This is a genomic window from Geomonas oryzae, assembly GCF_004117875.1.
GTDB lineage: Bacteria > Desulfobacterota > Desulfuromonadia > Geobacterales > Geobacteraceae > Geomonas > Geomonas oryzae.
On the sequence record NZ_RAHW01000001.1, the window covers coordinates 686,842 to 712,090 of the forward strand.

Here is a 25,249-nt window from a genome sequence, read left to right on the forward strand (position 1 = left end):
CTTTTAAAGGCAAGTGTCGAACTTAAACATAAACGCCAATTCTTGTCAAGGGCTTTTTCCTGAGCCATTAGCTGCGTCAAGTTTTGCCTTGCCAACAAAGGGGACAGCATGTTAGTCTGACACGCTAAAAAAATTAACATAGGCTTAGACTGTTTAAAATTCGATAAGCCGTTGAAATTCCCAATCTTATTTCTTATCAACAGTTGTTGATAAAGCTGTTTAAAAACAGTGAAAAAAAAGGCCTCTCTCCATGGAAAACATTTGGCTGGAAGCCCAGGCAAATCTTAAACAAGTATTAACGGAACAGACTTACACGACCTGGATCGAGCCGTTGAAGTTTCTCGGCGCCACAGCCGACACCGTTGTCATCGAAGTACCGAGCGTTTTCTTTCAGAAATGGGTAACCGAAAAGTACCTATCCATGATCAAGGAAGTTCTCTCCGCGATCACCTCGAAAAGCTACCATATAGAATTCCACGTCGCCGAGCCCCAACCGGAGTCCGCCGAACCTAAGGTGGAAAAGGAGCCAAAGGCAAAGGGGAAGGAAAAGGATAAAGAGAAGGAACCGGAAAAAGAGAAGGAAAAGGAGAAGGACAAGAAGAACGAACTCGTCCCTAACCTCAACTCCAAGTACACTTTCGAGTCCTTCGTTTCGGGGCCCAGCAACCAGTTCGCCTACGCCGCTTCCCAGGCGGTTGCGAACAAGCCGGCCACGAACTACAACCCCCTCTTCATCTACGGTGGCGTGGGTCTGGGGAAGACGCACCTCGTGAACGCGATCGGAAATCAGATCCTTGCCAAGAACCCGAAGGCCAAGATCTGCTATTACTCGTCCGAGAAGTTCATGAACGAGATGATCAACTCGCTGCGCTACAAGAAGATGGACGAGTTCCGCAACAAGTTCAGGAAGATGGACCTGCTGCTCATCGACGACATCCAGTTCATGGCGGGAAAAGAAGCGACCCAGGAAGAGTTCTTCCACACCTTCAACGCGCTGTACGAGTCGCACAAGCAGATCGTGGTGACCTCGGACAAGTTCCCGAAGGACATCCCCGGTCTGGAAGAACGCCTCAGATCGCGTTTCGAGTGGGGCCTCATCGCCGATATCCAGCCGCCGGGGGTGGAGACCAAGGTCGCCATCCTCAAGAAGAAGTCCGACATGCACGCGGTCAACCTCCCGGACGACGTGGCGCTCTTCCTCGCTGAAGGGGCGACGAGCAACATCCGCGAGCTCGAGGGGATGCTGATCCGCCTGGAGGCCTTCGCAAGCCTCACCGGCCAAGAGATAACCCTCGCCATGGCCAAAGAGGTGATGAAGGACATCATCGTCGAGAAGACCCGCGACATATCCGTCGAGATGATCCAGAAGACGGTGGCGGAACACTTCCGCATCAAGCTCTCGGAGCTCAAATCGGACAAACGCATCAAGACGCTCGTGGTGCCGCGCCAGATCGCCATATACATATGCCGGGAGCTCACCAAGGCGTCCTACCCGGAGATCGGCGAGAAGTTCGGGGGCAAGGACCACTCTACCATCATCCACTCGGTGAAGAAGATCGAGAAGCAGCTGGCGGCCGACGCTGACCTGAAAGCGACTGTGGAAGACATCAAGAAAAGGCTGTTCACATAGTGGGGATAACTGTGCATAACCCGGCCGGATAAAGCCCTGTCAAAAAAAGCTGTGCAGAAACGGGAAAAAAGGCGGAAGTTTTCCAGCACGATTTCCAGAGACGAAAACGCAGCACTTTCAAAGGGTAAGCAGGGTTGTCCACAGTATCAACAGGCCACTATCTACTACTACGATCATTATTTATAAACATAATAATAAAAACAGAACCGGAGAGAAGACATGGAATTCAGAATCAGCAAAGAGATTTTTATGAAAGCCCTCCAGAGAATCCAGGGGATCGTAGAAAAGCGCAACACCATGCCCATTCTCTCCAATGCCCTGCTCGAGGTTCAGAACGACCAGCTCTTCATCACGGCGACTGACCTCGAGGTCGGCATGAAGAGCTCCTACCCGACCAAGGTCATCCGCGAAGGGAAGATCACCGTCTCCGCCAAGAAGCTTTACGAGATCGTCAAGGAGATGCCGGACGAAGAGATCCTCTTCACCACCAAGGACAACGACTGGGTGGAGATCACCTGCGGCAAGGCGCGCTTCAACATCGTCGGTCTTTCCTCGGAAGAGTTCCCCTATTTCCCGAAAGTGAAGGAAGAGAGCTTCCTGGTTTTCAAGAACGAGATCCTTGCGGACATGATCGAGAAGACCTCCTATGCCATCTGCTACGACGAAACCAAGTACAACCTGAACGGTGTCTTCATCAAGGCGTTCGAGGAGAACGGCTCCAACGTCCTCAAGATGGTCGCCACCGACGGCCACCGTCTTTCCGTTTCCCAGAAGGTGATCAACGGCAACATCACCGCCGAGCTCTCCAAGGGGGTCATCTTCCCGAGGAAGGGTATCTTCGAGTTGAAGAAGATGGTCGAAGAGGAAGACGGGGAGATCATGCTCGGCTTCATGGACAACAGCGCGGTGATCAAGAAGGGGAACACCGTGGTTGTGATGCGCCTCATCGACGGCGAGTTCCCGGACTACACCAAGGTCATTCCGATGAGCAACGACCGCATCGTCCAGATCAGCCGGGACAAGTTCCTCCATTCCCTGAAGAGGATGTCGATCCTCTCCAGCGAGAAGTTCAAGGGGGTGAAGATCGACGTGAGCCCCGAGCAGGTGATCATCTCCTCCAGCAACCCGGAGCTCGGCGAGGCGCGCGAGGAGATCGAGATCGATTACGACGGCAACGGCATCTCCGCACGTTTCAACGCCAAGTACCTGATCGACGTCCTCTCCGTCATGGAGCAGCGCGAGGTAGAGCTGAAGCTAAAGGACGAGCTCTCGCCGGTGATCATGAAAGCGGTGGAGAGCGAGGAGTTCCTGGCCGTCATCATGCCGATGCGGCTTTAGAAGCAGGTTGAGGTGGAGGTTAAGGTCAAGAATTAAAGGCATAGGCATGTTTTCCGTGTGTTTTCTCTCAACCTCGACCTGTTCCTGAATGAAACTGATAAAACTCAAACTTGCTTCATTCCGTAACCTGCAAAACTTGGAACTTGCTCCGGGCAAGAAGTTCAACGTTTTTTACGGCAACAACGGCCAGGGCAAGACCAACCTGCTGGAATCGATCTACCTCCTTGCGACGATGAAGTCATTCAAGCAGGCGAAGAACGTCGAGCTGATCGCGTTCGGTTCCGAGTTCGCTCTGGTGAAAGGATCGGTCGAGCGGGACCGCGTCACGCGGGAGATCGCGGTCCTTTTGGAGAAGCAGGGCAAAAAGGCGAAGATCGACAGCAAGCTCGCGACACGCCTGGATGATTTCTTCGGCAACCTGAACGTGGTCCTCTTCACGCCGGAGGAGATCTCCATGGTGCGCGGGGGACCCGATCTGCGGCGCAGGTATCTGGACCGGGCGGTCTTCACCTGCGATCTCAGTTACCTGTCGGCGTTTCACGATTACTCGAAGATCCTTAAGAACCGAAATGCCCTTCTGAAGATAGGTGAAGGTTCCGGGATCGAGGTCTGGACCGAGCAGTTGATCCAGGCGGCGCAGCTCGTGATCGAGAGAAGAAAGGCGTATCTCTCTGAGATCGGAAAGCTTCTACAGGGCTTTTACAGCGAGATCTCCGGCAACGAAGAGACGGTGCAGATCGAGTACCGGCTGCACGGGGTGAATGAAGAAGCATTCCTTCGCGATCCCGCGGCGGCACTCGCCGATGCCCTGAAGGCACACGCGGCCGAGGAGAAGCGGCGCATGACCACGGCGATCGGACCGCACCGCGACGACCTCTACTTCGGTCTCAACGGACGCTCGGCACGTCACTTCGCCTCGCAGGGACAGCAGCGCTCCTTCGTACTGGCCCTGAAGATGGCGGAGATCGAGTACATCACGAGGTGCTTCGAGGCGCCTCCGGTGCTCCTTTTGGACGACATGACGAGCGAACTCGACCGGGAGCGTAACAGGAACCTGATGGATTTCCTGAAAAAGAGGGAGATGCAGGTCTTCATCACCACGACGTCGCTTGCCAACGTGGCGATCGAGGAGATGGAAGAGAACAGGACCTTCCGGATCAAGGAAGGCTGCATTTTGCATTAGATGTCCCACCCAAGTCCTTAAACTCCTACCCTGGAGGGGGGAGGTCGGGTGGGGGGATAGTCCGGCTGATACAAAAGCATCCCCCTCCCTCACCCTCCCCTTCCGGGGGAGGGGATTAGTTAACTGAATTTTCTTGAAAGAGGTAACGATGAGCTCAGAAGAACAAAGCGATTACGGGGCGGATAAGATCCAGATTCTCGAAGGACTGGAAGCGGTAAGAAAGCGTCCGGCCATGTACATCGGTTCCACCGCTGCTCAGGGTCTGCACCACCTGGTTTACGAACTTGTGGACAATGCCATCGACGAGGCGCTGGCCGGCTACTGCGATGCCGTCCAGGTCACCATTCACCTGGATGGGTCCGTTACCGTCGAGGACAACGGCCGCGGCATCCCGACCGACATGCATCCGACCGAAGGAAGAAGTGCGGCGGAGGTCGTCCTCACCGTGCTGCACGCCGGCGGCAAGTTCGACAACTCCTCTTACAAGGTTTCCGGCGGCCTGCACGGCGTGGGTAGCTCGGTCGTCAACGCGCTTTCCACGAAGCTCGAGCTGGAGATCCGTCGAAACGGCAACATCTACACCCAAAGCTACCGCAAAGGGGTGCCCCAGGCGCCGCTCGCCATCACCGGCGAGACGAAGAAACGGGGCACCAAGATCACCTTCCTTCCCGACGGTGAGATCTTCGAGACCACCGAGTTCTCCTTCGACGTCCTTTCGAAAAGGCTCAGGGAACTCGCCTTCCTGAACGCGGGCGTGCGCATCAAGATCCACGACGAGCGCACCGAGAAGGATCACGACTTCTTCTACGAGGGTGGCATCAGGAGCTTCGTCGAGTACCTGAACAAGAACAAGAACCTGGTCAACCCTGACCCGATCTACATCAAGGGTGAGAGAAGCGGCGTCGATATCGAGATCGCCATGCAGTACAACGACTCGTACGACGAGAAGGTCTTTACCTTCGCCAACAACATCAACACCCACGAGGGTGGTACGCACCTGGTCGGCTTCAAGGCGTCGCTCACCCGCACCATGAACAACTACGCGACCGCCAACAACCTCTTGAAGAACGTGAAGGTGGCGATCTCCGGCGACGACCTGCGCGAAGGTCTTACCGCGGTCATCTCGGTGAAGATCTCCCAGCCACAGTTCGAAGGGCAGACGAAGACGAAGCTCGGCAACTCCGAGGTGAAGGGGTACGTCGAGACCTTGATGAACGAGAAGCTGGCGGTCTACCTGGAAGAGAACCCGGCGATGGCGAGAAAGATCCTGGAAAAATCCATCGACGCGGCCAGAGCCCGCGAAGCGGCCAGAAAGGCGCGCGAGCTGACGCGCAGGAAAGGGGCGCTCGAGGTGGGAACGCTCCCGGGCAAGCTTGCCGACTGCCAGGAGAAGGACCCGGCGCTTTGCGAACTGTTCCTGGTCGAGGGTGACTCCGCAGGGGGCTCGGCGAAGCAGGGGCGCGACCGCAAGTACCAGGCGATTCTCCCCTTGAAGGGCAAGATCCTCAACGTCGAGAAGGCGCGCTTCGACAAGATGCTCGCCTCCCAGGAGATCAGGACCCTGATCTCGGCCCTGGGCACCTCGATAGGCAAGGAAGACTTCGACATTGCAAAGCTTCGCTACCACCGCATCATCGTCATGACCGATGCGGACGTCGACGGTTCGCACATCCTCACGCTTTTGCTCACCTTCTTCTTCCGCCAGATGATGGAACTGATCGAGCGCGGCTACCTCTACATCGCCCAGCCGCCTCTGTACAAGATCAAGCGCGGCAGGAAGGAGCAGTACCTGAAGAACGAGGCGGCGCTCCAGGCGTATCTCCTCGAGGAAGGGACCGAGGACATGACGCTGAAACTCGGCTCCGGGGACGACGAGCGCGTCTATCGCGGCAGGCAGATCATCCCGATCCTGACCCAGCTCATCGATTTCAACGATCTTCTGGACAAAGTGGTCAAGAAGGGGATCAACGACCAGTTGCTGCGCGTGTTCCTGAGGTCCGGCGTGAAGCAGGGGCTGGAGGAAATGGCGGACCTCGCGGCACTTTTGCCGAAGATGAAGGAGGCCTGCCCCGAGACCGACGCGCAGGTGTACACCGACAGCATCATCTTCGCCTTCGGGAACCTGCGCGTGAAGATCGACTCACAGATATTCGAGGTGCTCGACTCCTACGAGTACGGCATGCTGGTGGACAACTACAAGAGGGTGCGCTCCCTCATGGGGACGGGCCCCGGCAGCATCCTGGGACCGGAAGACAAGGTCATGTTCGAGAGCGAGAGCCAGGGCGAGATCCTTTCCTGGTTCATGGAGAGCGCGAAGAAGGGCCTTTACATCCAGCGCTACAAAGGTCTCGGCGAGATGAACCCGGAGCAGCTCTGGGAGACCACCATGCACCAGGAAAACAGGGTGCTCCTGCAGGTGAAGATCGAGGATGCGGTCGCCGCCGAGGAGATCTTCACCGTGCTCATGGGCGACCAGGTCGAGCCGCGCCGCGACTTCATCGAGCAGAACGCCTTGAACGTGAGCAACCTGGACGTCTAGCATCTACTCTCCCCTTCCAACTTCCTCCTCCCCCTGGAGGGGGGAGGTCGGGAGGGGGGAAGCAGGTCAAGGACGGGAGAATCTTCCCCCTCCCTGACCCTCCCCCTCCGGGGGCGGGGACCCCTGCTTAAATAAAAAAAATTTTCCCTCCCGCCGGGAGGGATAGCGTTTTGCATATATTCACTGCATATCAATTGTGAGGGCATATTTCGGGGCATTTCACCCAAATCTGCCGCCTTTTGACCGGAAAGGGTTCCTTAAATGCTGAATCAACTGAACAAGGTATCGGTAAACATCGAAGACGAGATGAAGCGCTCCTACATGGACTACGCCATGTCGGTCATCGTCGGCCGCGCGCTTCCGGACGTACGCGACGGCTTGAAACCGGTGCACAGGCGCTGCCTCTACGCCATGTACGACATGTCCAACGACTGGAACAAGCCGTACAAGAAATCGGCCCGCGTCGTAGGCGACGTCATCGGTAAGTACCACCCGCACGGCGACACCGCCGTCTATGACACCCTGGTCAGGATGGCCCAGGACTTCTCGCTCAGGTACCCGCTGGTAGACGGCCAGGGGAACTTCGGCTCCATCGACGGCGACTCCCCCGCGGCGATGCGTTACACCGAGATCAGGATGGAGCAGCTGGCCCATGAGCTTCTGAACGACCTCGACAAGGAAACGGTCGCTTTCGGCCCGAACTACGACGACTCCCTCAAGGAGCCGCTCGTACTTCCCTCCAAGTTCCCGAACCTGCTGGTAAACGGAAGCGCCGGCATCGCGGTCGGCATGGCGACGAACATCCCGCCGCACAACCTCTCCGAGGTGATCGACGGCATCGTCGCCATCATCGAAAACCCGCAGCTCTCCTTCGAGGAGCTGGTGGAACTGATCCCGGGCCCGGACTTCCCGACCGGCGGCTTCATCTACGGCCGTGAAGGGATCATGAAGGCGTATTCGACCGGCCGCGGCATCATCCAGATGCGCGCCAAGGTGCAGATCGAGACCCAGAAGAAGACCGAGCGCCAGTCCATCGTGGTCACCGAGATTCCGTACCAGGTGAACAAGGCGAGGCTGGTCGAGAAGATCGCCGAGCTGGTCAAGGAGAAGAAGATAGAGGGGATCTCGGACCTACGTGACGAGAGCGACCGCGAGGGTATGCGCGTCGTCATCGAGCTCAAGAAGGACGAGAACCCGACCATCATCCTGAACCACCTGTACAAGCAGACCCAGATGCAGTCCTCCTTCGGCATCATCATGCTGGCCATCGTGCACAACCGGCCGCGCGTCCTGACGCTCAGGGAAACCATCGACTTCTTCATCGAGCACAGAAAAGAGATCGTCACCCGCCGCACCATCTTCGACCTGAAAAAGGCCGAGGCGAGGGCCCACATCCTGGAAGGCTTGAAGATCGCCCTCGACAACCTGGACGAGGTGATCGCTCTCATCAAGGCGAGCGCATCGCCCGCCGAGGCGAAGGTAGGGCTCATGGAGAAGTTCGGGCTCTCCGACCTGCAGGCCCAGGCGATCCTCGACATGAGGCTGCACCGCCTGACCGGGCTCGAGCGCGAGAAGATCCTCGAGGAACTGCGCGAGATCCTGAAGTACATCGCCCGCCTGAAAGAGATCCTCGCCTCCGAGGCCGAGATCCTGAAGATCATCGTAGGCGAACTGCTCGAGTTGAAAGACAAGTTCGGCGACAAGCGCCGCTCCGAGATCGTCATGCAGACCGCCGACATCTCGCTCGAGGACACCATCGTCGAGGAAGACATGGTGGTCACCATCTCCCACACCGGCTACATCAAGCGCAACGCGGTCACCCTGTACCGCGCCCAGCGCCGCGGCGGCAAAGGGAAGACCGGGATGAAGACCAAAGAGGAGGATTTCGTGGAGCAGCTGTTCATCGCCTCCACCAAGGACTACCTCATGTTCTTCACCGATGCCGGCAAGGTGTACTGGCTCAAGGTGTACGAGATCCCCGAGGCGGGTCGCGCCGCGCGCGGCAAGGCGATCGTGAACCTTCTGAATCTCGCCAACAACGAGAAGATCACCACCATCCTCCCGGTGAAAGAGTTCGTGGACGACAAGTTCATCATGATGGCGACCAGAAACGGCGTCGTGAAGAAGACGAACCTGATGGAGTACTCGCACCCGAGGGTGGGCGGCATCATCGCCGTCAACCTGGACGAGGGGGACAAGCTCATCTCCGTGGCGCTCACCGACGGCAAGCAGGACGTGCTTCTCGCCACCGCCACCGGCAAGGCGATCCGCTTCAAGGAAGACGACGTCCGCACCGTCGGTCGCGTCTCCCGCGGCGTGCGCGGCATGACCCTCGAGGACGACGACGTGGTGATCGGCATGGAGATCCTGAACGAGAACTTCACCGACTCCACCATCTTCACCGTCACCGAGAACGGCTACGGCAAGCGTACCGAGATCAGCGAGTACCGGACCCAGACCCGCGGCGGCAAGGGGGTCATCACCATCAAGACCACCGAAAGAAACGGTCAGGTGGTGGACATCAAGCAGGTGGTGGACGACAACGACCTCATGCTGATCACAGATCAGGGCAAGATCCTGCGCGTGTCGGTGGCGGGCTTCTCCATCATCGGCAGGAACACCCAGGGTGTGCGCCTGATGGTGAAGGAAGAGAACGAGCGCGTGGTCGCCGTGGCGCGCCTCGCCGAGAAAGAGGATCAGGACGAGAACGAGGACGGCTCCGAGATCGACGATATCGTGGAACTCGAAGCGGAGGGTGGCGAGGGGGAGGAGTAAAGCCCTACCCCACTCGGTAGAGAGCCGTCCGACAGAACCACAAAGCAGCAGCAAGTAGCAGCAGCCTAACATGCAATTTTTGCCCTCCATTCCGGAGGGGTGCCATGCAGTGACAAAAGGTAGGACCCATGCAACAGAGCGAGAAGGTGGATAACTCCTTGAAGGAGCGCCGCGACATTCTGGATCTTCTGGGGCGGCTCAAAGGGGACGGCATCTCCATCGAGGAGATGGAACAGATCGGACGCAGGTTCCAGGACGCCGGGAAAAGGGCGCTGCGCCCGCTCGTGCGCGAACTCTGGCGCGAAAATTCCGGCGAACTCATCGCTAAGTACGCCTATATCCTGGACTTCTTCGACTCGGAGCACTGGCTCGACCAGCTGATCCAGATAGCCCTGAAACGCCAGGACCTCGCCGCGGACGGCAAGGCGGCCCTCATGATCGCCCTGGAAGGGTACGGCGTGGATGTCAGCTCGGCACCCTTCAGCCAAGAGAAGTCCGGTTCCGGCGCAAGCTCGCTGGGCCAGCAGGTGCAGGGAGCGATGCAACTGGGCGAGGAGGGGATGGTTACCTTCCTTGACGATTTTCTCTCGCACCCTCCCGAGGTGCAGCAGATCGTCATTCGCGAGCTGTACCGCTCCGGGGACCGCCACGCCCCGCTCATGCTCGAGGCGATGCTCTGGCATCCGGAGCGTGAAGTGGTGCACGCGGCACTGCAGGCGCTCGGCCGCATCAGGGACCCGCAGGCCGCCGGGGTGCTGCAGGACTTCATCGCACAGTGCGACCAGGACCTCCTTCCCGTTGCCGACAAGGCGCTGCGCCGCCTGCGTTTCCTGGGCGTCGCCGTGCCGCCTCAGCGCGAACACCTCCCCTTCCACGCCGGTTACGCGACTCCTCCGGACGGCGACGGCTACCGTTCTCTGCTCCTGTCACGCTGGGCGGGTGCCGACACGGTGAGCGTCCTTTACATGCAGGTACACGAGCGGCGCGGGGTACTGGCGGCCTGGGGCGCCGGGGAACTGACGGTCGAGAATTTTCTCGCCGAGGTGGAAGGGTTCCGCCTGCAGGACGACCTGATCGAGGTCGCTCCCGAATATCTCATCGATCTGATCCGCGATGCCCTGCACTGGAGCCGCGATCTCTGCTACCTTCCCGCCGACTTCTACATGAGGCGCGGCATCTTCGCAGGCGTCGACCTCTCCCCTGCCCCGCTCGCCGAGCGGCTGACCGGTCTTCCCGCGCCGCGTCCCCTGAGCTTCCAGGAGGGAGAGCGGCTGGCCCAGCGCCTGTTCGAGGATCCCTTCTTCTCAGGATGGTACATGGCGGCCCAGCGGGTCTACGACTTCGCCGAGGATTACCGGAAGGGGAAGGATTCCGAGCAGGTCCTGGAGCGCTTCTGCGCCGAACTGATCACGCCGGAGCTGGAGCTGATCCGGGAACGCCTCCTTATCAGCGCGGACCTCATGCTCCATTGCGGCAGGGACGTAGTCGAGGTTGCCAAAGTCGTGGGGCTCGCGGACAGTATGGTGGATAACCCGCTGCCGGCATACCTGCATCCTTTCCTGCGCCGCTTCGCCCTTGAAAGCATGGAGATCGCGCGCGAGTCCCTCGAGCGGGGCGACGAGTTGCCGCTCAGAGCGGTCGAATAGAGACCGGAGCGCCGCTGACCACGGTAACTTCACGCAAAATCGCTTCCCCCTCCTTGACGGGAGGGGGAATTTTCATTATATGTGCTACGGTAAAAGTCCTCATGAAGGGCTACGGATACGACGAGAGGGCTTGAAGACATGCTGGAAAAAATCGCCGTCATAGGAGCGGGAAGCTGGGGCACCACCCTTGCCGACCTCTTGGCCAAGAAGGGACACCAGGTAACCCTGTGGGCGTACGAGCCGGAGCTGGTGCAGACCATGCGCGACACCCGGGAGAACGACCTCTTTCTCCCCGGCATCACCCTCCATGAAAAGCTCGCCTACACCAACGACCTCGTGGAGGCCTACCGCGACTGCACCATGGTGCTGAGCGTGGTGCCGTCGCAACTGGTGCGCCGGGTCATGGGGCGCTCCGTTCCCTTCATCCCGAGCGATGCGGTGATCGTTTCCGCATCCAAGGGGATCGAGGTCGACACGCTCGCCACCGTGTCCGAGATCTACCGGGACATCCTTCCCGAAGCCATGTACGAAAGGTTCGCGGCGCTCTCCGGTCCGAGCTTCGCCCGCGAGGTCGCGCAGGAGATGCCGACCGCGGTGACCGCCGCCGCGGCATCCGAAGAGATCGCGCGCCGCGTGCAGGAGGCCTTCACCACCAACTTCTTCCGGGTCTACCGCAACAGCGACGTGGTGGGGGTCGAGCTCGGCGGGGCGATCAAGAACGTCATCGCCATCGCCGCGGGTATCTCCGACGGTCTCGGCTTCGGCAGCAACACCCGCGCCGCCCTGATCACCCGGGGCCTTGCCGAGATGACGCGCCTGGGTGTGGCCATGGGGGCGCAGCCCGCCACCTTTGCGGGGCTTGCCGGCATGGGCGACCTCGTGCTCACCTGCACCGGCGATCTCTCCCGAAACCGCAGCGTCGGCATCCAGATCGGCCAGGGGCGCCGCCTCGAGGAGATCCTGGGCGAGATGCGCATGGTGGCCGAAGGGGTGAAGACCACGGAATCCGCCTACAACCTGGCCAAGAAGCTCGGGGTGGAGATGCCGATCATCGAGCAGATGTACCAGATGCTCTACCAGGACAAGCCGGCCCGCGAAGCGGTTCTTGAACTCATGACCAGGAACCTGAAGGCCGAAGGAGCTTAGCCACAGATCAAGATCGAGACCCGGATCGGGAACCGTTTCCCAACCCCGATCCGGGTCTTGGTCCGCCTTTCAAGGATGGGTTGATGCAACCACGCTTTGGCATAAGATCCAAACTGCTCCTCTCCATCCTCGCCATCCTGCTCATCTCGTATTCCACCCTGATCTACTCCACGATGAAGACCATGAGCGCCTCGCTGCGCTCGGAAGTCGACCGTAACCTCGAGACCTACCTCACCTACGCCCGCAGCCAGTTTTCCGACCGCGCCAAGATCGTGAAGTATTCCCTGCTGCAGCCGGCCACTTCCAGGGTCGTTCACGAGCACATGAAGAACGAGGACCGGGTCTGGCTGACGGACCGGTTGCGGGGCATTCACAAGGTGCTTCCCTACCTCGAATTCGTCGTGCTCCTCGATGCGGACAAGCGGGTGATGGCGAGCCTTAAGGACGACCAGTCCGGCGAGAGGCTGGAAGTGCCGGGGGTGGTGGAACAGGCCTTGGCGGGCAAACGCGTCGTCATCTCAACCGAAATCCTGCAGGGGGCGCTCTTGTGCAGGACGGGTGTGGAGCGCTACTGCGCGCGGGACGGTGAGAGTGAGGCGCTCGTCATGACGGTGGCGGTTCCCATCCTGGCCGAGGACGGCCGGGTGCTTGGGTGCATCGTGGCCGGAGAGGTGCTGAACGACCGCCCTACCCTGCCCGACGAGCTACAGGAGGTCTCGGGCCGGGACGTCGAGATCACCGTCACCCAGCGCGACCTGCGCATCGCGAGCAGCTTACCGAGCAGCTTGCGCGATTCTTCCACGCTGGCGCCGGCCGTCGTCGACGTCCTGGAACGCGGCGAGGTGTACCGCGGTGAGGCCATGATCGGGTCCAGATCGTTCGAAACCGTCATCGACCCCATCCTGAACAGTCGGGGCGAGTTCGTCGGTTCGCTCTCCGTTGCGGTCGCCACGGAAAGGTTCAAGCAGAACAGGAGGCAGAACCTCGAGAACATCCTTGCCGCCGCAGCGGTCGGGATATTCTGCTCCTTCGGCCTTGCCTTCCTCGCCTCCAGGCACCTGACCCGCCCGCTCAGGGAGCTCGCCTCCAGCGCGAGCAGGATCGAGGAGGGGGATCTCGACCAGAGGGTCGAGGGGCACCAGGACGACGAGGTCGGCATGCTCGCCTCCTCCTTCAACCAGATGGTGCAGGCCCTCAAGGAGCGCGACGCCATCATCAACAGGAAGACCTCCGATCTCCAGGAGTTGAACGAGCAACTGGAGCGGATGGTCGACGAGAGGACCTCCGCCCTCGCCATGGAGATGGGAAGGCTCGAGGCGGTGCTCACGAGCCTTGCCGAAGGGGTCGTGGTTACCGACCTCGACAACAAGGTGGTCCTCTTCAACCCGGCGGCCCAGCAGCTCTTCGAGATGGTGCCGCACAGGGTGGTCGGAAAGCCGATCGAGCAGGTCTGCGAGCTGGTGGGCTTCACCCCCCTTCTCGCGCACATCAGGGAGTTCACCCAGGCGGGAGCCGGAGGGTGCAGGGAAGAGTTGACCGTCAAGGGGAAAAGGCTCCACGTCTACCTCTCCTCGCTCACCGACGAGAAGGGGAACTTCGCCGGCATCGTCTTCTCCATACGCGACGTCACCGTGGAACAGCAGGTGGACAAGATGAAGACCGAATTCATCTCCACGGTGTCTCACGAGCTGAAGACGCCGCTCACCTCGATCAAGGGGTCGCTGCAGCTCCTTTTGACCCGCAGCAAGTGGCTCACCGACACGGAGAGGCAGCTCTTAACCGTCTGTTTCCGCAACACCCAGCGTCTGATCCGGCTCATCGGCGAGATCCTCGACATCTCCGGCATCGAATCCGGCGGCATGGTCTTCAAGTTCAAGCCGGTGTCGATCGGCGAACTCGCCGTCTACGCGGTCGAGGAGATCAAGTCCTACGCCATGGGGCGCGACATCACCATCGTCAACACGGTCGGGGAGCACCTCCCCATGGTGTACGGCGACAGCGACCGCCTGATCCAGGTGCTCACGAACCTCCTCTCCAACGCGGTGAAGTTCTCGCCGGAGGGGAAGGTGGTTATGATCAGCGCCGAGCAGGAAGGAAACTACGTGGTGGTCTCGGTCGCGGACAAGGGGCGCGTGATCCAGTGGTCCGATCGCGACAAACTTTTCAAAAAATTCCAGCAGATAGAGTGCCAGGAGCGCGGGAAAGTGGGGGGGACCGGCCTTGGGCTCGCCATCTGCAAGGAGATCGTCGAGCGCCACCACGGCCGGATCTTCTATACCGCGGCGCAGGAGCGCGGCAACACCTTCAGCTTCACTGTTCCAATCATAGGGGAGACCGATGGAAAAAAATAAGATACTGATCGTCGACGACGAGGCGGACATCGCCCTCATCCTCAAGCTGCAACTGGAGGATGCCGGGTTCGAGACGGTCCGCGCCCGCGACGGCGTGGAGGCCCTGGAGGCGGTTGCCGCTGAGCGCTTCGCCCTGATCATGCTCGACATCAAGATGCCGCGCATGGACGGCCTCGAGGTGCTGAGCCGGATAAGGACCGACGAGACGCCGGTGGTGATGATGACCGCCCACGGCAGCGAGGACATCGCGGTGGAGGCGATGAAAAACGGCGCCCTCGACTACATCTCAAAGCCCTTTTCCGCCGACGACATGCTGCAAAAGGTGGAGCGTGCCATAGGCATCGACAGGACCCGCAAGGAGAACGCGAGGCTGCAGCGCCAACTCGACGAGGAGCGCCTGAAAATGGCGGCGGTGCTGCAGGGTATGGCCGATCTCCTGCTGGCGGTCGACCTCGAAGGGCGCATCATCACCGCAAGCCGGGAGGCGGAACGCGTCCTGGGGGCCGAGGGTACCATCGGCGGGAAACCGATCGAGGAGGTGCTGAAGGCCGAGGTGCCCGGAGGCGAACTGCCGGCGCGGACGGTTCTCAGGACAGGGGAATCGTGCCTCTACGTCTCCTACACGTTGCACGTCGGCGGCCGGGCCGTTCCGGTGCTTTCCTCGGCGGCGCCGCTCACAAACGCCGAGGGGGATCTGGTGGGAAGCGTCGAGATCATCAGGGACATCTCCAAGCTGAAGGAACTCGAGCAGGAGAAGGAAGATTTCGTCAGCATGCTCTCCCACGACCTCAAGTCACCGATCACCGCGGTGGTCGGCTCCATCGACCTCGTACGGGAAGGAAAACTCGGCACGGTGACCGCGGACCAGCGCGAGTACCTGAACGCCGCCATCGAGAGCTGCGAAGAGATGGTGGAGATGATCGATACCTTGCTCGGCATCCACAAGTTCGAAGCGGGCAAGATGAAGCTTGCCTTCAGGGACGAGGAGCCCGGCGCACTGGTGGCCCGCAGCGTCAGCAAGTTCCAGACCGTCGCCGAGCGGGGCGGCATCCGGCTCTTCACCACCGTCGTCCCGGATCTCCCGTCGGTTTCGGCGGACCGCTCCTCCTTCAACCGCATCATAGGAAACCTCCTCTCCAACGCGGTGAAGTTCACTCCCGAAGAGGGAGAAATCGAGGTCTCAGCCGATCTTGTTAGGGATCCCTCCTCCATCATCGGTACGGTTCCAGAGGAGAACTACGCGGACGACCAGCTCCCGAAAGAGGGGGACTTCGTCAGGATCCGCGTGCGCGACAGCGGCGTCGGCATCCCTCAGGAGTCCATCGGCTCCATCTTCGACCGTTTCGTGCAGGCAAGAAACCGGCGCCAGGGAAAGACTCGCGGCACCGGCTTGGGCCTCGCCTTCTGCCGCAAGGCGGTGGACGCCCACGGAGGTTTCATCTGGGCCGAGAGCGAACCCGGAAAGGGAAGCGTCTTCACCATCCTTCTTCCGGCGCTTCCCGAGGAGCCCGAAGAACAGGTTTAATTAGCCACGCATCCCCCAAACCCTCATAGGGTTTTTCGAAGGTACTTTTAATTATTCTATTTTTTGTTTTGTGATTTGTAGTAAAGTATGTCTTCGTTCGAGAGGGGGTACCTTCTCATGGGAAAACCCGGCACTATGCAGATGATCCTGGGAGGATGGGGGGGCAAGTGGCGCTGCGAGAAAGCGACGCGGGGTACCGCGAATTGTTCGAGGAAAATCCCGAGCCGATGTGGGTGTGCCGTCGGGAGGACGGCCGGATCCTTGCGGTGAACGAGGCGGCGCTCCGCCTGTACGGCTACGCGCGCGGCGAGTTCCTTGCCCTGGGTCTGTCGGGGCTTTCCGTCGATCCCTGCTTCTCCCCGGCCGGCGATGGGGATGTGGAGCTTACCTGCCGGCAGCGGCACCGGGACGGGAGCAAGCTGGAACTGAAGCTCACCTGGCGCCCCTTGGGTTTTCAGGGGGAACCGGCGCACCTGGTGCTGGCGCGCAGCAATCCCGCCGTTTCACCCGGCGAGGAGTCGCTGCGTCGGCAGTTGGCGGAGAGGCTCGCGCAACTGGAGGCGGCCCAGCGGGAGATGGAAGCCTTCAGCTATTCCATCTCGCACGACTTGAGGGCGCCGCTCAGGCACATAGACGGCTTCAGCCGCGCCGTTTTGGACGACTTCGGCGCTACGCTGGGAGACCAAGGGCGGGAGTACCTGACCCGCATCTGCCAAGCCACGGGAAAGATGGCCCAACTCATCGACGCCATCCTGCAGTTCGTCAGGGTGGGTAGGTGCGAGCTGACCCGCCAGCCCATCGACCTGAGCGTGAAAGCCCAGGTCATCTCCCTGGAGCTGAAGCACAACGATCCGGCGCGGCAGGCGGAATTCGAGATCCCGGAGGGGATCAAGGGGGAGGCGGACCCGAAACTCGCCAGGCAGCTCCTCGAGGTGCTGATCGGCAATGCCTGGAAGTTCACCTCGAAGGTGGGCTCGGCACGCATTCGCCTCGGGGTCAAGGAGGAGAACGGAGAGAGGGTCTACTTCGTTGCCGACAACGGCGCCGGCTTCGACATGGCGTACGCCGGCAAGCTCTTCACCCTGTTCAACAGGCTGCACCGCGCCGACGAATTCGAGGGGAGCGGCGTGGGGCTCGCCATCGCGCAGCGCATCGTGACGCGGCACGGCGGCAGGATCTGGGCGGAGAGCGCGCCCGGCAAGGGAACTACCATCTTCTTCACCCTGGCTTCGAGTGGCGATTGACGACGGGTACTAACGGTGACGCGGCTGATTGACAATTGACGATTGACAATTGACAATGTAAGGCCCGGAACTGAATCGAACAGCTTTTATTGGCGGTACGAAGGCGGGGATGAAGTCATGGTGATGGGCAATTGACAGTGGAGGCCTTTGGGGCTGCCATCGTCAATGAACCATTACCAGCTGTCAATTGCTGGAGGTAGTACATTGTCAATCGTCGATCGTCAATCATCAATTGCCTTGAAGGTTCTGCTTGTCGAGGATTCCCTGGAAGACAGCCTGCTTCTGGTACGCGAGCTGGTGCGCGGAGGCTATCAGCTGGAGCACCGGCGCGTCGAGACCGCGGAAGGGATGCGCCAGGCGCTGCAGGATAACCAGTGGGACGTGGTGATCTCCGACTACCGGATGCCGGCCTTCGACGCGCTCGGCGCCCTGCAGATCCTGCACGAAAGCGGGGAGGACATCCCGTTCATCATCGTCTCCGGCAAGATCGGCGAAGACCTGGCGGTCGCCGCCATGAAGTCGGGGGCGAACGATTACCTCATGAAGGGAAACCTGGCGCGCCTCGTGCCGGTCGTGGAGCGCGAGCTGCGCGAGGCGGAGGAGCGCAAGGCGCACCGGCTCACCCAGGACAAGGTGAGCCGCGGCAAGGCGGAATGGGAATCCGTCTTCGACGCGGTCTCCGACCTCATCATCATCACCGACAACGAGGGGATCATCTCGCGCTGCAACGGCCGGGTCTTCTCCTACTTCCCCGGCGGCTACGACGCCATCCTCGGCAAGCGCATCGACGAGGTTTTCTTCGGATCGGAACAGCCGGAGGGAAAGGTCTTCCGTTTCCTGCACATGGGGGGGGAAACCGAAGAGGACATCCGCTTCCCCAACCTGAGCGGCTGGTACAACGTGGCGAGCTACCCCATGCGTATCGAGGGGAACGACCGCGCCGGCTTCGTGCACATCATAAAAGACATCACCAAAAGGCGCGAAGTGGAGGAAGAGAAGCGGACGAGCGACCGCGAGCTCCTCACCCTCTACGCGGTGGCCTTCCGCCTGCAGTACACCAAAGGGGTGGAGAAGGTGATGGGCGACCTCCTCTTCCAACTGCACAACATGCTGCAGATGGACTTTTCCTGCATCCATCTCTTCGAGGGGGGCGAGCGGCTCAAGATGCGCGCCTCCCTCGGGCTCTCCGCCCCCTTCGAAAAAGCGATGCAGACGCTTCCCGCCGATGCGCAATGGACCAAACTCGCCCAAGGGGGGCGTCCCTTCCTGGGCGAGGAGCCCGACTCGCGCTTTCCGGAAAAGGCGAAGAAGGCGGCCGTCGCCATGGGGCTGCGCTCCTGGTGCACGGTGCCTTTGAAGATCGGGCAGGAAGTGATGGGGGTGATGACGGTGGGGACCATCTCCGGGCGCAACTACAGCGACCGCGACGTCTTCCTGCTCTGCTCCATCGCCGGTCAGCTCGCCGTTCTCATCGACAACTACAGCCTCTACGACAAGATGAAGGAGAAGGCGGAGGAGCTCTACAAGAGCAAGATGGAGCTCAAGGAGAACCTGCAGAAGGTCAAGCGGGCGAACATCGAGCTCGGGCGCCTCAACACCGCCAAGAACAACTTCATCGGCATCGCGTCCCACGAACTCAAAACACCGATCACCTCGATCATGGGTGGGGTCGAGTTCCTCCTGAAGTACTCGGGGATCCCGATGACCCCCGAACAGCACAACATCTTCACCTCGGTTTACGAGGGAACGGTGCAGCTCAGAAAGCTGGTCGAGGATCTTCTCTCCATCTCGAGGATCGAGGCCCAGGGGCCGCTGGCGCAGAAAAAGCCGGCAAACCTGATCCAGCTCTGCCGCGAGGTGCACGACCTCTTTGCGCTGCCGCTTTCCGAGCGGCACATCGCCGTGAAGATCACCGGCGAGGAGAGCGCGGTTCCGGTGGACGAAGGGTTCGTCACCCTGGCGGTGCGAAACCTCATGGAGAACGCCATCAAGTTCACGCGCGACGGCGGCGAGGTGCGGCTCACCGGGCGGACGCTCAAGCATGCGCGCCTGAAGGAGTTGACCCCTTTGGTGCGCCAGTTCTACTCCTCCTTCCCCAACAACATCGCCGCGGTGAAAAGTTACTACCTGCTGCAGGTGAGCGACAACGGCATCGGCATCCCCGCCGACGAGCGCGTGCGCGTGTTCGACAAGTTCTACGGCGTCGGAGACATCGCCCACCACTCGAGCGGCGACACCGCATTCATGTCCAAGGGGAGCGGGCTCGGGCTCTCCATCGTGCGGGGCATCATGGACGCGCACGAGGGTGTGGTGTGGGTGGAAGAGGCCGAAGGAGGCGGGAGCACCTTCTCCCTGCTTTTCCCGCTGGAGTAACGAAAGGACCGGGGCAACCATGAGCCACGCCATCACGCTCCACGAGATCACCAAAAGTTACGACGGGTTCACCGCGGTGGACCGCTTCTCGCTCGAGGTCGCGCGCGGCACCGTCTTCGGCCTTCTCGGCCCGAACGGCGCCGGCAAGACCACCCTCATCAAGATCCTCACCACCCTCATGCGTCCGAGCCTGGGCGACGCCTTCGTAGAGGGGCACAGCGTGCTGACGGCAGGCAAGGAGGTCAGGCGCCTGATCGGCGTGGTCCCCCAGGAGAACAACCTGGACCGTTACCTGACCGCGCGCGAGAACCTCACCCTGCACGCGAGGCTGCACGGCATGCGCCCCGCTTCCTACAACCCCCGCATCGACGAGCTTTTGGAGATGACCGGGCTCGCCTCGCGCGGCAACGACTTCCCCGACACCTTTTCCGGCGGCATGCAGCGCAGGCTCGTGGTGGCGCGCGCCCTGGTTCACGAGCCGCGGGTGCTTTTTCTCGACGAGCCGACCACCGGGCTCGATCCCCAGTCACGGCGTGCGCTTTGGGACTACATCCGCGGTCTGCGCCGCAAGATGACCGTGTTTCTCACCACCCACTACATGGACGAGGCCGACGCGCTTTGCGACCGGATCATGATAATGGATCACGGCGCGTGTCTCGCCGACGGGACCGCCGCGCATTTGAAGGACGCCTATTCGAGGGCGCACACCTACCAGGTGGAGTTTAAGCGTGATGCCGAGCGGTACGAGGGGGTGTTGGCCGGTTTATCGTTCGTGAAAGCGGTGGAGCGGGAGGGAGCCGTTTTCCAGATCACCCTGGCCGACGAGGAATCGATCAAGCCGCTCATGGATCACCTGGGCGGCGCCGACATCCGCCGCATCTGTCTGAAGGAGCCCTCCCTGGAGGACGTGTTCATCGCGCTGACCGGGGAAAAGGTCAGAGAGTAGCGTCGGACGTCGGACCTGTCAGACTGGTCTGACTGGTCCGACGTCAGACCAAGAAGAGGGAGCCCAATGTTCAAAGGCGCGTTTTCCATCTGGGGCAGGGACATGCTGGTGCTGCGGCGCAGCATCGTGTCCGAGCTCGTCTCGGTGGTGGCATACCCCCTCACCCTCTACCTCGCCTTCGGCTTCGGACTCAAAGGGTACATAACCGCCGTGAACGGGGTCCCCTACCCTCTCTTCATCGCCCCCGGCCTCATCTCGATGACCGCGGTGAACGCGGCCTTCGACGAGAGCTCCTGGAGCATGTGGTTCCACCGCCGCGTGCAGCGCACCATCGAGGAGTACCGCGTCACCCCGGTGACCGTCTACGACATCGTAATCGGCAAGATCTTCTCCGGCTTCTCGCAAGGGGCGGTAAAGGGTTCGGTGGTCTTCCTGGTGATCCTCGCCCTCACCCCGTTCCGCATCGACTACACGCACCTCCCAAGCTACCTCGGCTGCATCGCTCTCTCTTCCATGACCTTCTCCTGCCTCGGCACCATCTGCGGCACTGTCATAGACAAGCCGGAAAACATAGGTCGGGTGCAGTCCGTGATCATCGTCCCGCTCATCTTCATGGCGGGCATCTTCTTTCCCCTCTCATCCTACCCTTCATCAATACTGCCACTGATTGAGCTCCTTCCCACCACGGCTGTTTTCGAGGGGGCTCGCGACGCTCTCCTCACTGGTGCCGTCCCCACTCACTACCTGGTCAACCTGGTTCTGAGTGCGGCAGTATCTTTCGCCGTCGCCGTATACGTCTTCAATCGTAAAATGGCGGAATAAGCGATTCTTCTTGAGTTCGTCTCACCTTTCATAGTAAAGTTCGCAGTAAACTTTTTACCTCCTGGATGCCCCTTGCGACACCGTGTCGGGAAGGAGGCAGCCGAAGCGTTCCTTGTCGCAGAGCCGACCGTTTTTGGCGCGAATTCGTTCCCTGCCCGAGTCGATTCCCCCCGCCGCACTGCACGCTTTCCAGGGTCACATTGGAGATACCATGGCCGAAGAGTTCGTACCGAAATGGATCGCCTGGGAGACCACCCAGCGCTGCAACCTCAAATGCGTGCACTGCCGTTGTTCGTCTGAGCTGACCTCGTCGGAAGGTGACTTCACCACCGAGGAAGGGAAGAAGCTCCTCAAGGAGATCGCCGATTTCTCGAAGCCGGTCGTGGTCCTCTCCGGCGGCGAGCCGCTCATGAGACCGGACATCTTTGAACTCGCCGAGTACGGCACCTCGCTCGGCCTCAGGATGTGCATGGCGACCAACGGCTCCCTCGTGACGGACGAGGTGTGCGAGAAGATGAAGAAGGCGGACATCAAGATGGTGTCGCTCTCCCTGGACGGCTCCACCGCCGCCGTGCACGACGACTTCCGCCAGTGCCCGGGCGCCTTCGAAGGCGTGATGAAGGCCGCCGAGCTCTTCAGAAAGCACGGCCAGAAGTTCCTGGTCAACTCCTCCTTCACCAAAAGGAACCAGACCGACATCGCCAACACCTTCAAGGTCGCCAAGTCCATCGGCGCCACCGCCTGGTACATGTTCATGATCGTTCCGACCGGGCGCGGCGAGGAGATCATGAGCGAGCTGATTTCCAAGGAAGACTACGAAGAGATCCTCGACTGGCACTACCACCAGGAGAAAAACGAGGACGACATCCTCATGCGCCCGACCTGCGCACCGCACTACTACCGCATCGTGCCGCAGAAGGCGAAGGCGGAGGGGGAGAAGTTCGAGCGTCGCTCCCTCACCTTCTCCACCGGCGGCGGCAAAGGGTGCATCGCGGCCCAGACCATCTGCCTCATCGACTGCTTCGGCAACCTGAAGCCCTGCTCCTACTTCCACCGCACCGCCGGCAACGTGAAGGAGACCCCGTTCAAGGAGCTCTGGGAAAACTCGGAGATCTTCAAGGACCTGCGCGACTTCAAAGCCTACAAGGGTAAGTGCGGTGAGTGCGAGTACCTGAACGTCTGCGGCGGCTGCCGCGCCCGCGCCGATGCGGTGTACGGCGACTACATGGAAGAGGAACCGTTCTGCAACTACGTGCCGATCAAGGTGCAGAGAAAGCAGAAGGACTAAATTCCGTTCTACGTTCTATGTTCTAAGTTCTACGTTGAAAAACTGAGTCACCCTACCCTTTCGTCCCCTCTCCCTCCGGGAGAGGGACAGGGTGAGGGCTGCACCATCCGAAATATTTTTTTGCCCGGCTCTTCAACCAAGTTGACAGATTTCATCAACCAAATGGAAAACGGGGCGGTTGCACGCTGTAATGTTGTGGTTTCGAGATCCCTCAAAATTTCACCCAGGAGGATTTACTATGAATACTCGATTTTTAGACGCATGTTGGGGTAAGCCGGTCGACGTCGTACCGGTATGGCTTATGCGTCAGGCCGGCCGTTACCTCCCCGATTACATGCGCGTCCGCTCCAAATGCACCTTCCTGGAACTCTGCAAGACGCCGGAACTCGCCGCTGAAGTCACCATCCAGCCGGTGGACATCCTGGGCGTCGACGCCGCGATCCTCTTCTCCGACATCCTCACCCCGATCGAGCCGATGGGCATGGAGCTCGACTTCACCCCGGGTCCGGTCTTCACCAAGCCGGTGCGCACCATGGCCGACGTGGAGGCGCTCAAGATCCCGAAGATGGAGACCGACGTCCCCTACGTACTCGACGCCGTCAAACTCCTCAGGAAAGAGCTCGCCGCCAAGGTACCGCTGATCGGCTTCGGCGGCGCCCCCTTCACCCTCGCCTGCTACATGGTCGAGGGCAAAGGCTCCAAGGACTTCGCAGCACTCAAGAAGATGATGTACGCCGAGCCGGAAGTCTACGCGGCGCTCATGGAAAAGATCACCACCATGGACATGGAGTACCTGAACGCCCAGATCAAGGCCGGCGCGCAGGCGATCCAGATCTTCGACACCTGGGGCGGCATGCTCTCCCCCGCCGACTACGAGCGCTACGTCCTCCCGTACACCCAGCGCCTCATCAACGGCCTGAACCGCACCAACGTTCCGGTGATCCATTTCGTGAAGGGCGCCGGCACCATGCTCGAGATCGTGAAAGAGGCGGGCGGCGACGTCATGGGCCTCGACTGGCACGTGAACCTCGGCAAGGCCCGCGACATCCTGGGCGACATGGCGGTGCAGGGCAACCTCGATCCGACCGTGCTCTTCGCACCGAAAGAGGTCATCGAGCGCGAGGTGAAGCGCGTGCTGGACGAGAACGCCGGCAGGCCCGGTCTCATCTTCAACCTGGGGCACGGCATCCTCCCCACGGTACCGCCGGAAAACGCGATCTTCATGGTCGACTGCGTGCACAGGCTGTCGCAGAAATAATTCAGGACCACAGACTGGGGCGGCCGATAAGGCCGCCCTTCTTGTTTCAACCGGGCAAGGGGTCCGGTCCCCGCAGTGCCACGGCCGGCACCGAGGGGGTGGACCAGGCAGGAGCGCATCATGCTGAGGCTTTTCAAGATAGAAAGCGGACTCATCAAAGAGATGGAGTTCGAGCGGGAGGACCTACCCAACCAGATCCTAAAGGCCGACTGGATCGACGCCCACGAACCGGACGACGAAGAGAGGGAGCTGCTGGAGCTCCTCCTGCATACCGATATCCCCGAGTACGACGAGGTCGACGAGATCGAGATCTCCGCCCGATGCTTCGTCGATTCCGCCGGGATCCACGTCCACCCGCTCTTCCTCTCCCAGAGCGAGGGGCGTCACATGACGCTCACCGTCGCCTGCATTCTGCAGACGAACCACCTGATCACCATCCGCGAGGGAGACCTGGCCGATTTCCGCCTGCTGCGCATGCGCGCCCGCCGCGGTCACGTCGAGTGCCGTTCCGCAGCGGAGCTTCTAGTCATCCTGCTGGATCAGAAGGTGGAGAACCACGCAGACACCCTGGAGGACATCCACCGTCAGCTCGAGGGGGTGAGCCACATGGTGCTCGAAGACGAGGAGGCGGAACTGGAGGACGCCATCGACAAGCTGGCGCGGCTCGAGGACAGCAACGGAAAGATCCGCCTCTGCCTCATGGATACCCAGCGCGACATCTCCTTTTTGCTGCGCCACTTGAGGGATCGCACCGACCAGGCCGAAACGCTCCGGGAGATCGCACGCGACGTCGAGACCCTCATGTCGCACACCACCTTCCTGTTCGACAAGATCAACTTCCTGATGGACTCGACCCAGGGCTTCATCAACATCGAGCAAAACCAGATCATTAAGATCTTTTCCATTGCCGCGGTGGTTTTCCTCCCCCCTACCCTTGTCGCCAGCATCTACGGCATGAACTTCGACTACATGCCCGAACTGAAGATGGGACTCGGATACCCTTGGGCCCTGGCCCTGATGATCCTCTCCGGCATCGCACCTTACTGGTATTTCAAGCGGAAGGGGTGGCTGTAGACTTTTCCCTCACCGCTAGTGGTTTTAAGTTGTGTATACGGAAAAATGGATTATTTACACTCTGTAAGAAAAATGCTATAAGGTCCGCTTGAAATTCATTAATTGAGGCGG

The 25,249-nt window shown here is 60.4% G+C and carries 16 protein-coding genes; all 16 read left to right on the plus strand.

Features of this window, described 5'->3' with window-relative positions; translation table 11 throughout:
• Positions 1-250: 250 nt before the first annotated feature.
• The 16 genes from dnaA to corA all read left to right on the plus strand — a co-directional run bounded on the left by dnaA (position 251) and on the right by corA (position 25,138).
• Entirely contained in the window at positions 251-1,630 is a 1,380-nt protein-coding gene (gene dnaA, locus D6Z24_RS03110) for a chromosomal replication initiator protein DnaA (RefSeq protein WP_129125070.1), read from the plus strand.
• A 219-nt stretch (positions 1,631-1,849) separates the two neighbouring features.
• On the plus strand, positions 1,850-2,968 hold the full coding sequence (gene dnaN, locus D6Z24_RS03115; protein ID WP_129125071.1) for a DNA polymerase III subunit beta: 1,119 nt from the start codon (positions 1,850-1,852) through the stop codon (positions 2,966-2,968).
• Positions 2,969-3,056: 88 nt separating this feature from the next.
• A complete protein-coding gene (recF, locus tag D6Z24_RS03120) occupies positions 3,057-4,151 on the plus strand; it encodes a DNA replication/repair protein RecF (RefSeq protein WP_129125072.1) in 1,095 nt (364 codons plus the stop codon).
• 148 nt (positions 4,152-4,299) lie between these two features.
• Positions 4,300-6,690, plus strand: a complete 2,391-nt coding sequence (gyrB, locus tag D6Z24_RS03125) for a DNA topoisomerase (ATP-hydrolyzing) subunit B (protein WP_129125073.1) — start codon at positions 4,300-4,302, stop codon at positions 6,688-6,690.
• A gap of 261 nt (positions 6,691-6,951) precedes the next feature.
• Positions 6,952-9,465, plus strand: a complete 2,514-nt coding sequence (gene gyrA / locus D6Z24_RS03130) for a DNA gyrase subunit A (protein ID WP_129125074.1) — start codon at positions 6,952-6,954, stop codon at positions 9,463-9,465.
• A 128-nt stretch (positions 9,466-9,593) separates the two neighbouring features.
• Complete coding sequence (locus D6Z24_RS03135; protein WP_129125075.1) at positions 9,594-11,111, plus strand: HEAT repeat domain-containing protein; 1,518 nt, start codon at positions 9,594-9,596, stop codon at positions 11,109-11,111.
• 138 nt (positions 11,112-11,249) lie between these two features.
• Positions 11,250-12,257 carry an NAD(P)H-dependent glycerol-3-phosphate dehydrogenase gene (locus tag D6Z24_RS03140; protein ID WP_129125076.1) on the plus strand — a complete coding sequence of 336 codons (1,008 nt, stop codon included), beginning with the start codon at positions 11,250-11,252 and terminating at the stop codon, positions 12,255-12,257.
• An 83-nt stretch (positions 12,258-12,340) separates the two neighbouring features.
• Positions 12,341-14,608 (plus strand): ATP-binding protein, encoded by a 2,268-nt coding sequence (locus tag D6Z24_RS03145; RefSeq protein ID WP_129125077.1) that lies wholly within the window; start codon positions 12,341-12,343, stop codon positions 14,606-14,608.
• Positions 14,595-16,133, plus strand: a complete 1,539-nt coding sequence (locus D6Z24_RS03150) for an ATP-binding response regulator (protein WP_129125078.1) — start codon at positions 14,595-14,597, stop codon at positions 16,131-16,133. The genes D6Z24_RS03145 and D6Z24_RS03150 overlap by 14 nt, the downstream gene beginning before the upstream one ends.
• Before the next feature lie 167 nt (positions 16,134-16,300).
• The gene (locus D6Z24_RS03155; protein WP_129125079.1) at positions 16,301-17,377 is read left to right on the plus strand and encodes a PAS domain-containing sensor histidine kinase; all 1,077 of its coding nucleotides are present in this window, start codon (positions 16,301-16,303) and stop codon (positions 17,375-17,377) included.
• A gap of 204 nt (positions 17,378-17,581) precedes the next feature.
• The gene (locus D6Z24_RS03160; RefSeq protein WP_246014549.1) at positions 17,582-19,750 is read left to right on the plus strand and encodes a hybrid sensor histidine kinase/response regulator; all 2,169 of its coding nucleotides are present in this window, start codon (positions 17,582-17,584) and stop codon (positions 19,748-19,750) included.
• Positions 19,751-19,769: 19 nt separating this feature from the next.
• Positions 19,770-20,696 carry an ABC transporter ATP-binding protein gene (locus D6Z24_RS03165; protein ID WP_129125081.1) on the plus strand — a complete coding sequence of 309 codons (927 nt, stop codon included), beginning with the start codon at positions 19,770-19,772 and terminating at the stop codon, positions 20,694-20,696.
• Positions 20,697-20,762: 66 nt separating this feature from the next.
• Positions 20,763-21,518 (plus strand): ABC transporter permease, encoded by a 756-nt coding sequence (locus D6Z24_RS03170; protein ID WP_129125082.1) that lies wholly within the window; start codon positions 20,763-20,765, stop codon positions 21,516-21,518.
• Positions 21,519-21,729: 211 nt separating this feature from the next.
• Positions 21,730-22,806: a radical SAM/SPASM domain-containing protein gene (locus D6Z24_RS03175; RefSeq protein ID WP_129125083.1), complete on the plus strand. Its 1,077-nt coding sequence runs from the start codon at positions 21,730-21,732 to the stop codon at positions 22,804-22,806.
• A 238-nt stretch (positions 22,807-23,044) separates the two neighbouring features.
• Positions 23,045-24,064, plus strand: coding sequence for a uroporphyrinogen decarboxylase (gene hemE / locus D6Z24_RS03180; RefSeq protein WP_129125084.1), 1,020 nt, complete (start codon positions 23,045-23,047; stop codon positions 24,062-24,064).
• A gap of 120 nt (positions 24,065-24,184) precedes the next feature.
• A complete protein-coding gene (gene corA, locus D6Z24_RS03185) occupies positions 24,185-25,138 on the plus strand; it encodes a magnesium/cobalt transporter CorA (RefSeq protein ID WP_129125085.1) in 954 nt (317 codons plus the stop codon).
• The last annotated feature ends 111 nt before the right edge of the window (positions 25,139-25,249 follow it).

What these genes read in the sequence shown, in the direction of transcription:
- dnaA (WP_129125070.1), top strand. Translation starts at nt 251, where the DNA reads ATGGAAAACATTTGGCTGGAAGCCCAGGCAAATCTTAAACAAGTATTA.
- D6Z24_RS03140 (WP_129125076.1), top strand. Translation starts at nt 11,250, where the DNA reads ATGCTGGAAAAAATCGCCGTCATAGGAGCGGGAAGCTGGGGCACCACC.
- gyrB (WP_129125073.1), top strand. Translation starts at nt 4,300, where the DNA reads ATGAGCTCAGAAGAACAAAGCGATTACGGGGCGGATAAGATCCAGATT.
- D6Z24_RS03170 (WP_129125082.1), top strand. Translation starts at nt 20,763, where the DNA reads ATGTTCAAAGGCGCGTTTTCCATCTGGGGCAGGGACATGCTGGTGCTG.
- corA (WP_129125085.1), top strand. Translation starts at nt 24,185, where the DNA reads ATGCTGAGGCTTTTCAAGATAGAAAGCGGACTCATCAAAGAGATGGAG.
- D6Z24_RS03150 (WP_129125078.1), top strand. Translation starts at nt 14,595, where the DNA reads ATGGAAAAAAATAAGATACTGATCGTCGACGACGAGGCGGACATCGCC.
- dnaN (WP_129125071.1), top strand. Translation starts at nt 1,850, where the DNA reads ATGGAATTCAGAATCAGCAAAGAGATTTTTATGAAAGCCCTCCAGAGA.
- recF (WP_129125072.1), top strand. Translation starts at nt 3,057, where the DNA reads ATGAAACTGATAAAACTCAAACTTGCTTCATTCCGTAACCTGCAAAAC.
- D6Z24_RS03175 (WP_129125083.1), top strand. Translation starts at nt 21,730, where the DNA reads ATGGCCGAAGAGTTCGTACCGAAATGGATCGCCTGGGAGACCACCCAG.
- D6Z24_RS03145 (WP_129125077.1), top strand. Translation starts at nt 12,341, where the DNA reads ATGCAACCACGCTTTGGCATAAGATCCAAACTGCTCCTCTCCATCCTC.
- D6Z24_RS03135 (WP_129125075.1), top strand. Translation starts at nt 9,594, where the DNA reads ATGCAACAGAGCGAGAAGGTGGATAACTCCTTGAAGGAGCGCCGCGAC.
- D6Z24_RS03165 (WP_129125081.1), top strand. Translation starts at nt 19,770, where the DNA reads ATGAGCCACGCCATCACGCTCCACGAGATCACCAAAAGTTACGACGGG.
- gyrA (WP_129125074.1), top strand. Translation starts at nt 6,952, where the DNA reads ATGCTGAATCAACTGAACAAGGTATCGGTAAACATCGAAGACGAGATG.
- hemE (WP_129125084.1), top strand. Translation starts at nt 23,045, where the DNA reads ATGAATACTCGATTTTTAGACGCATGTTGGGGTAAGCCGGTCGACGTC.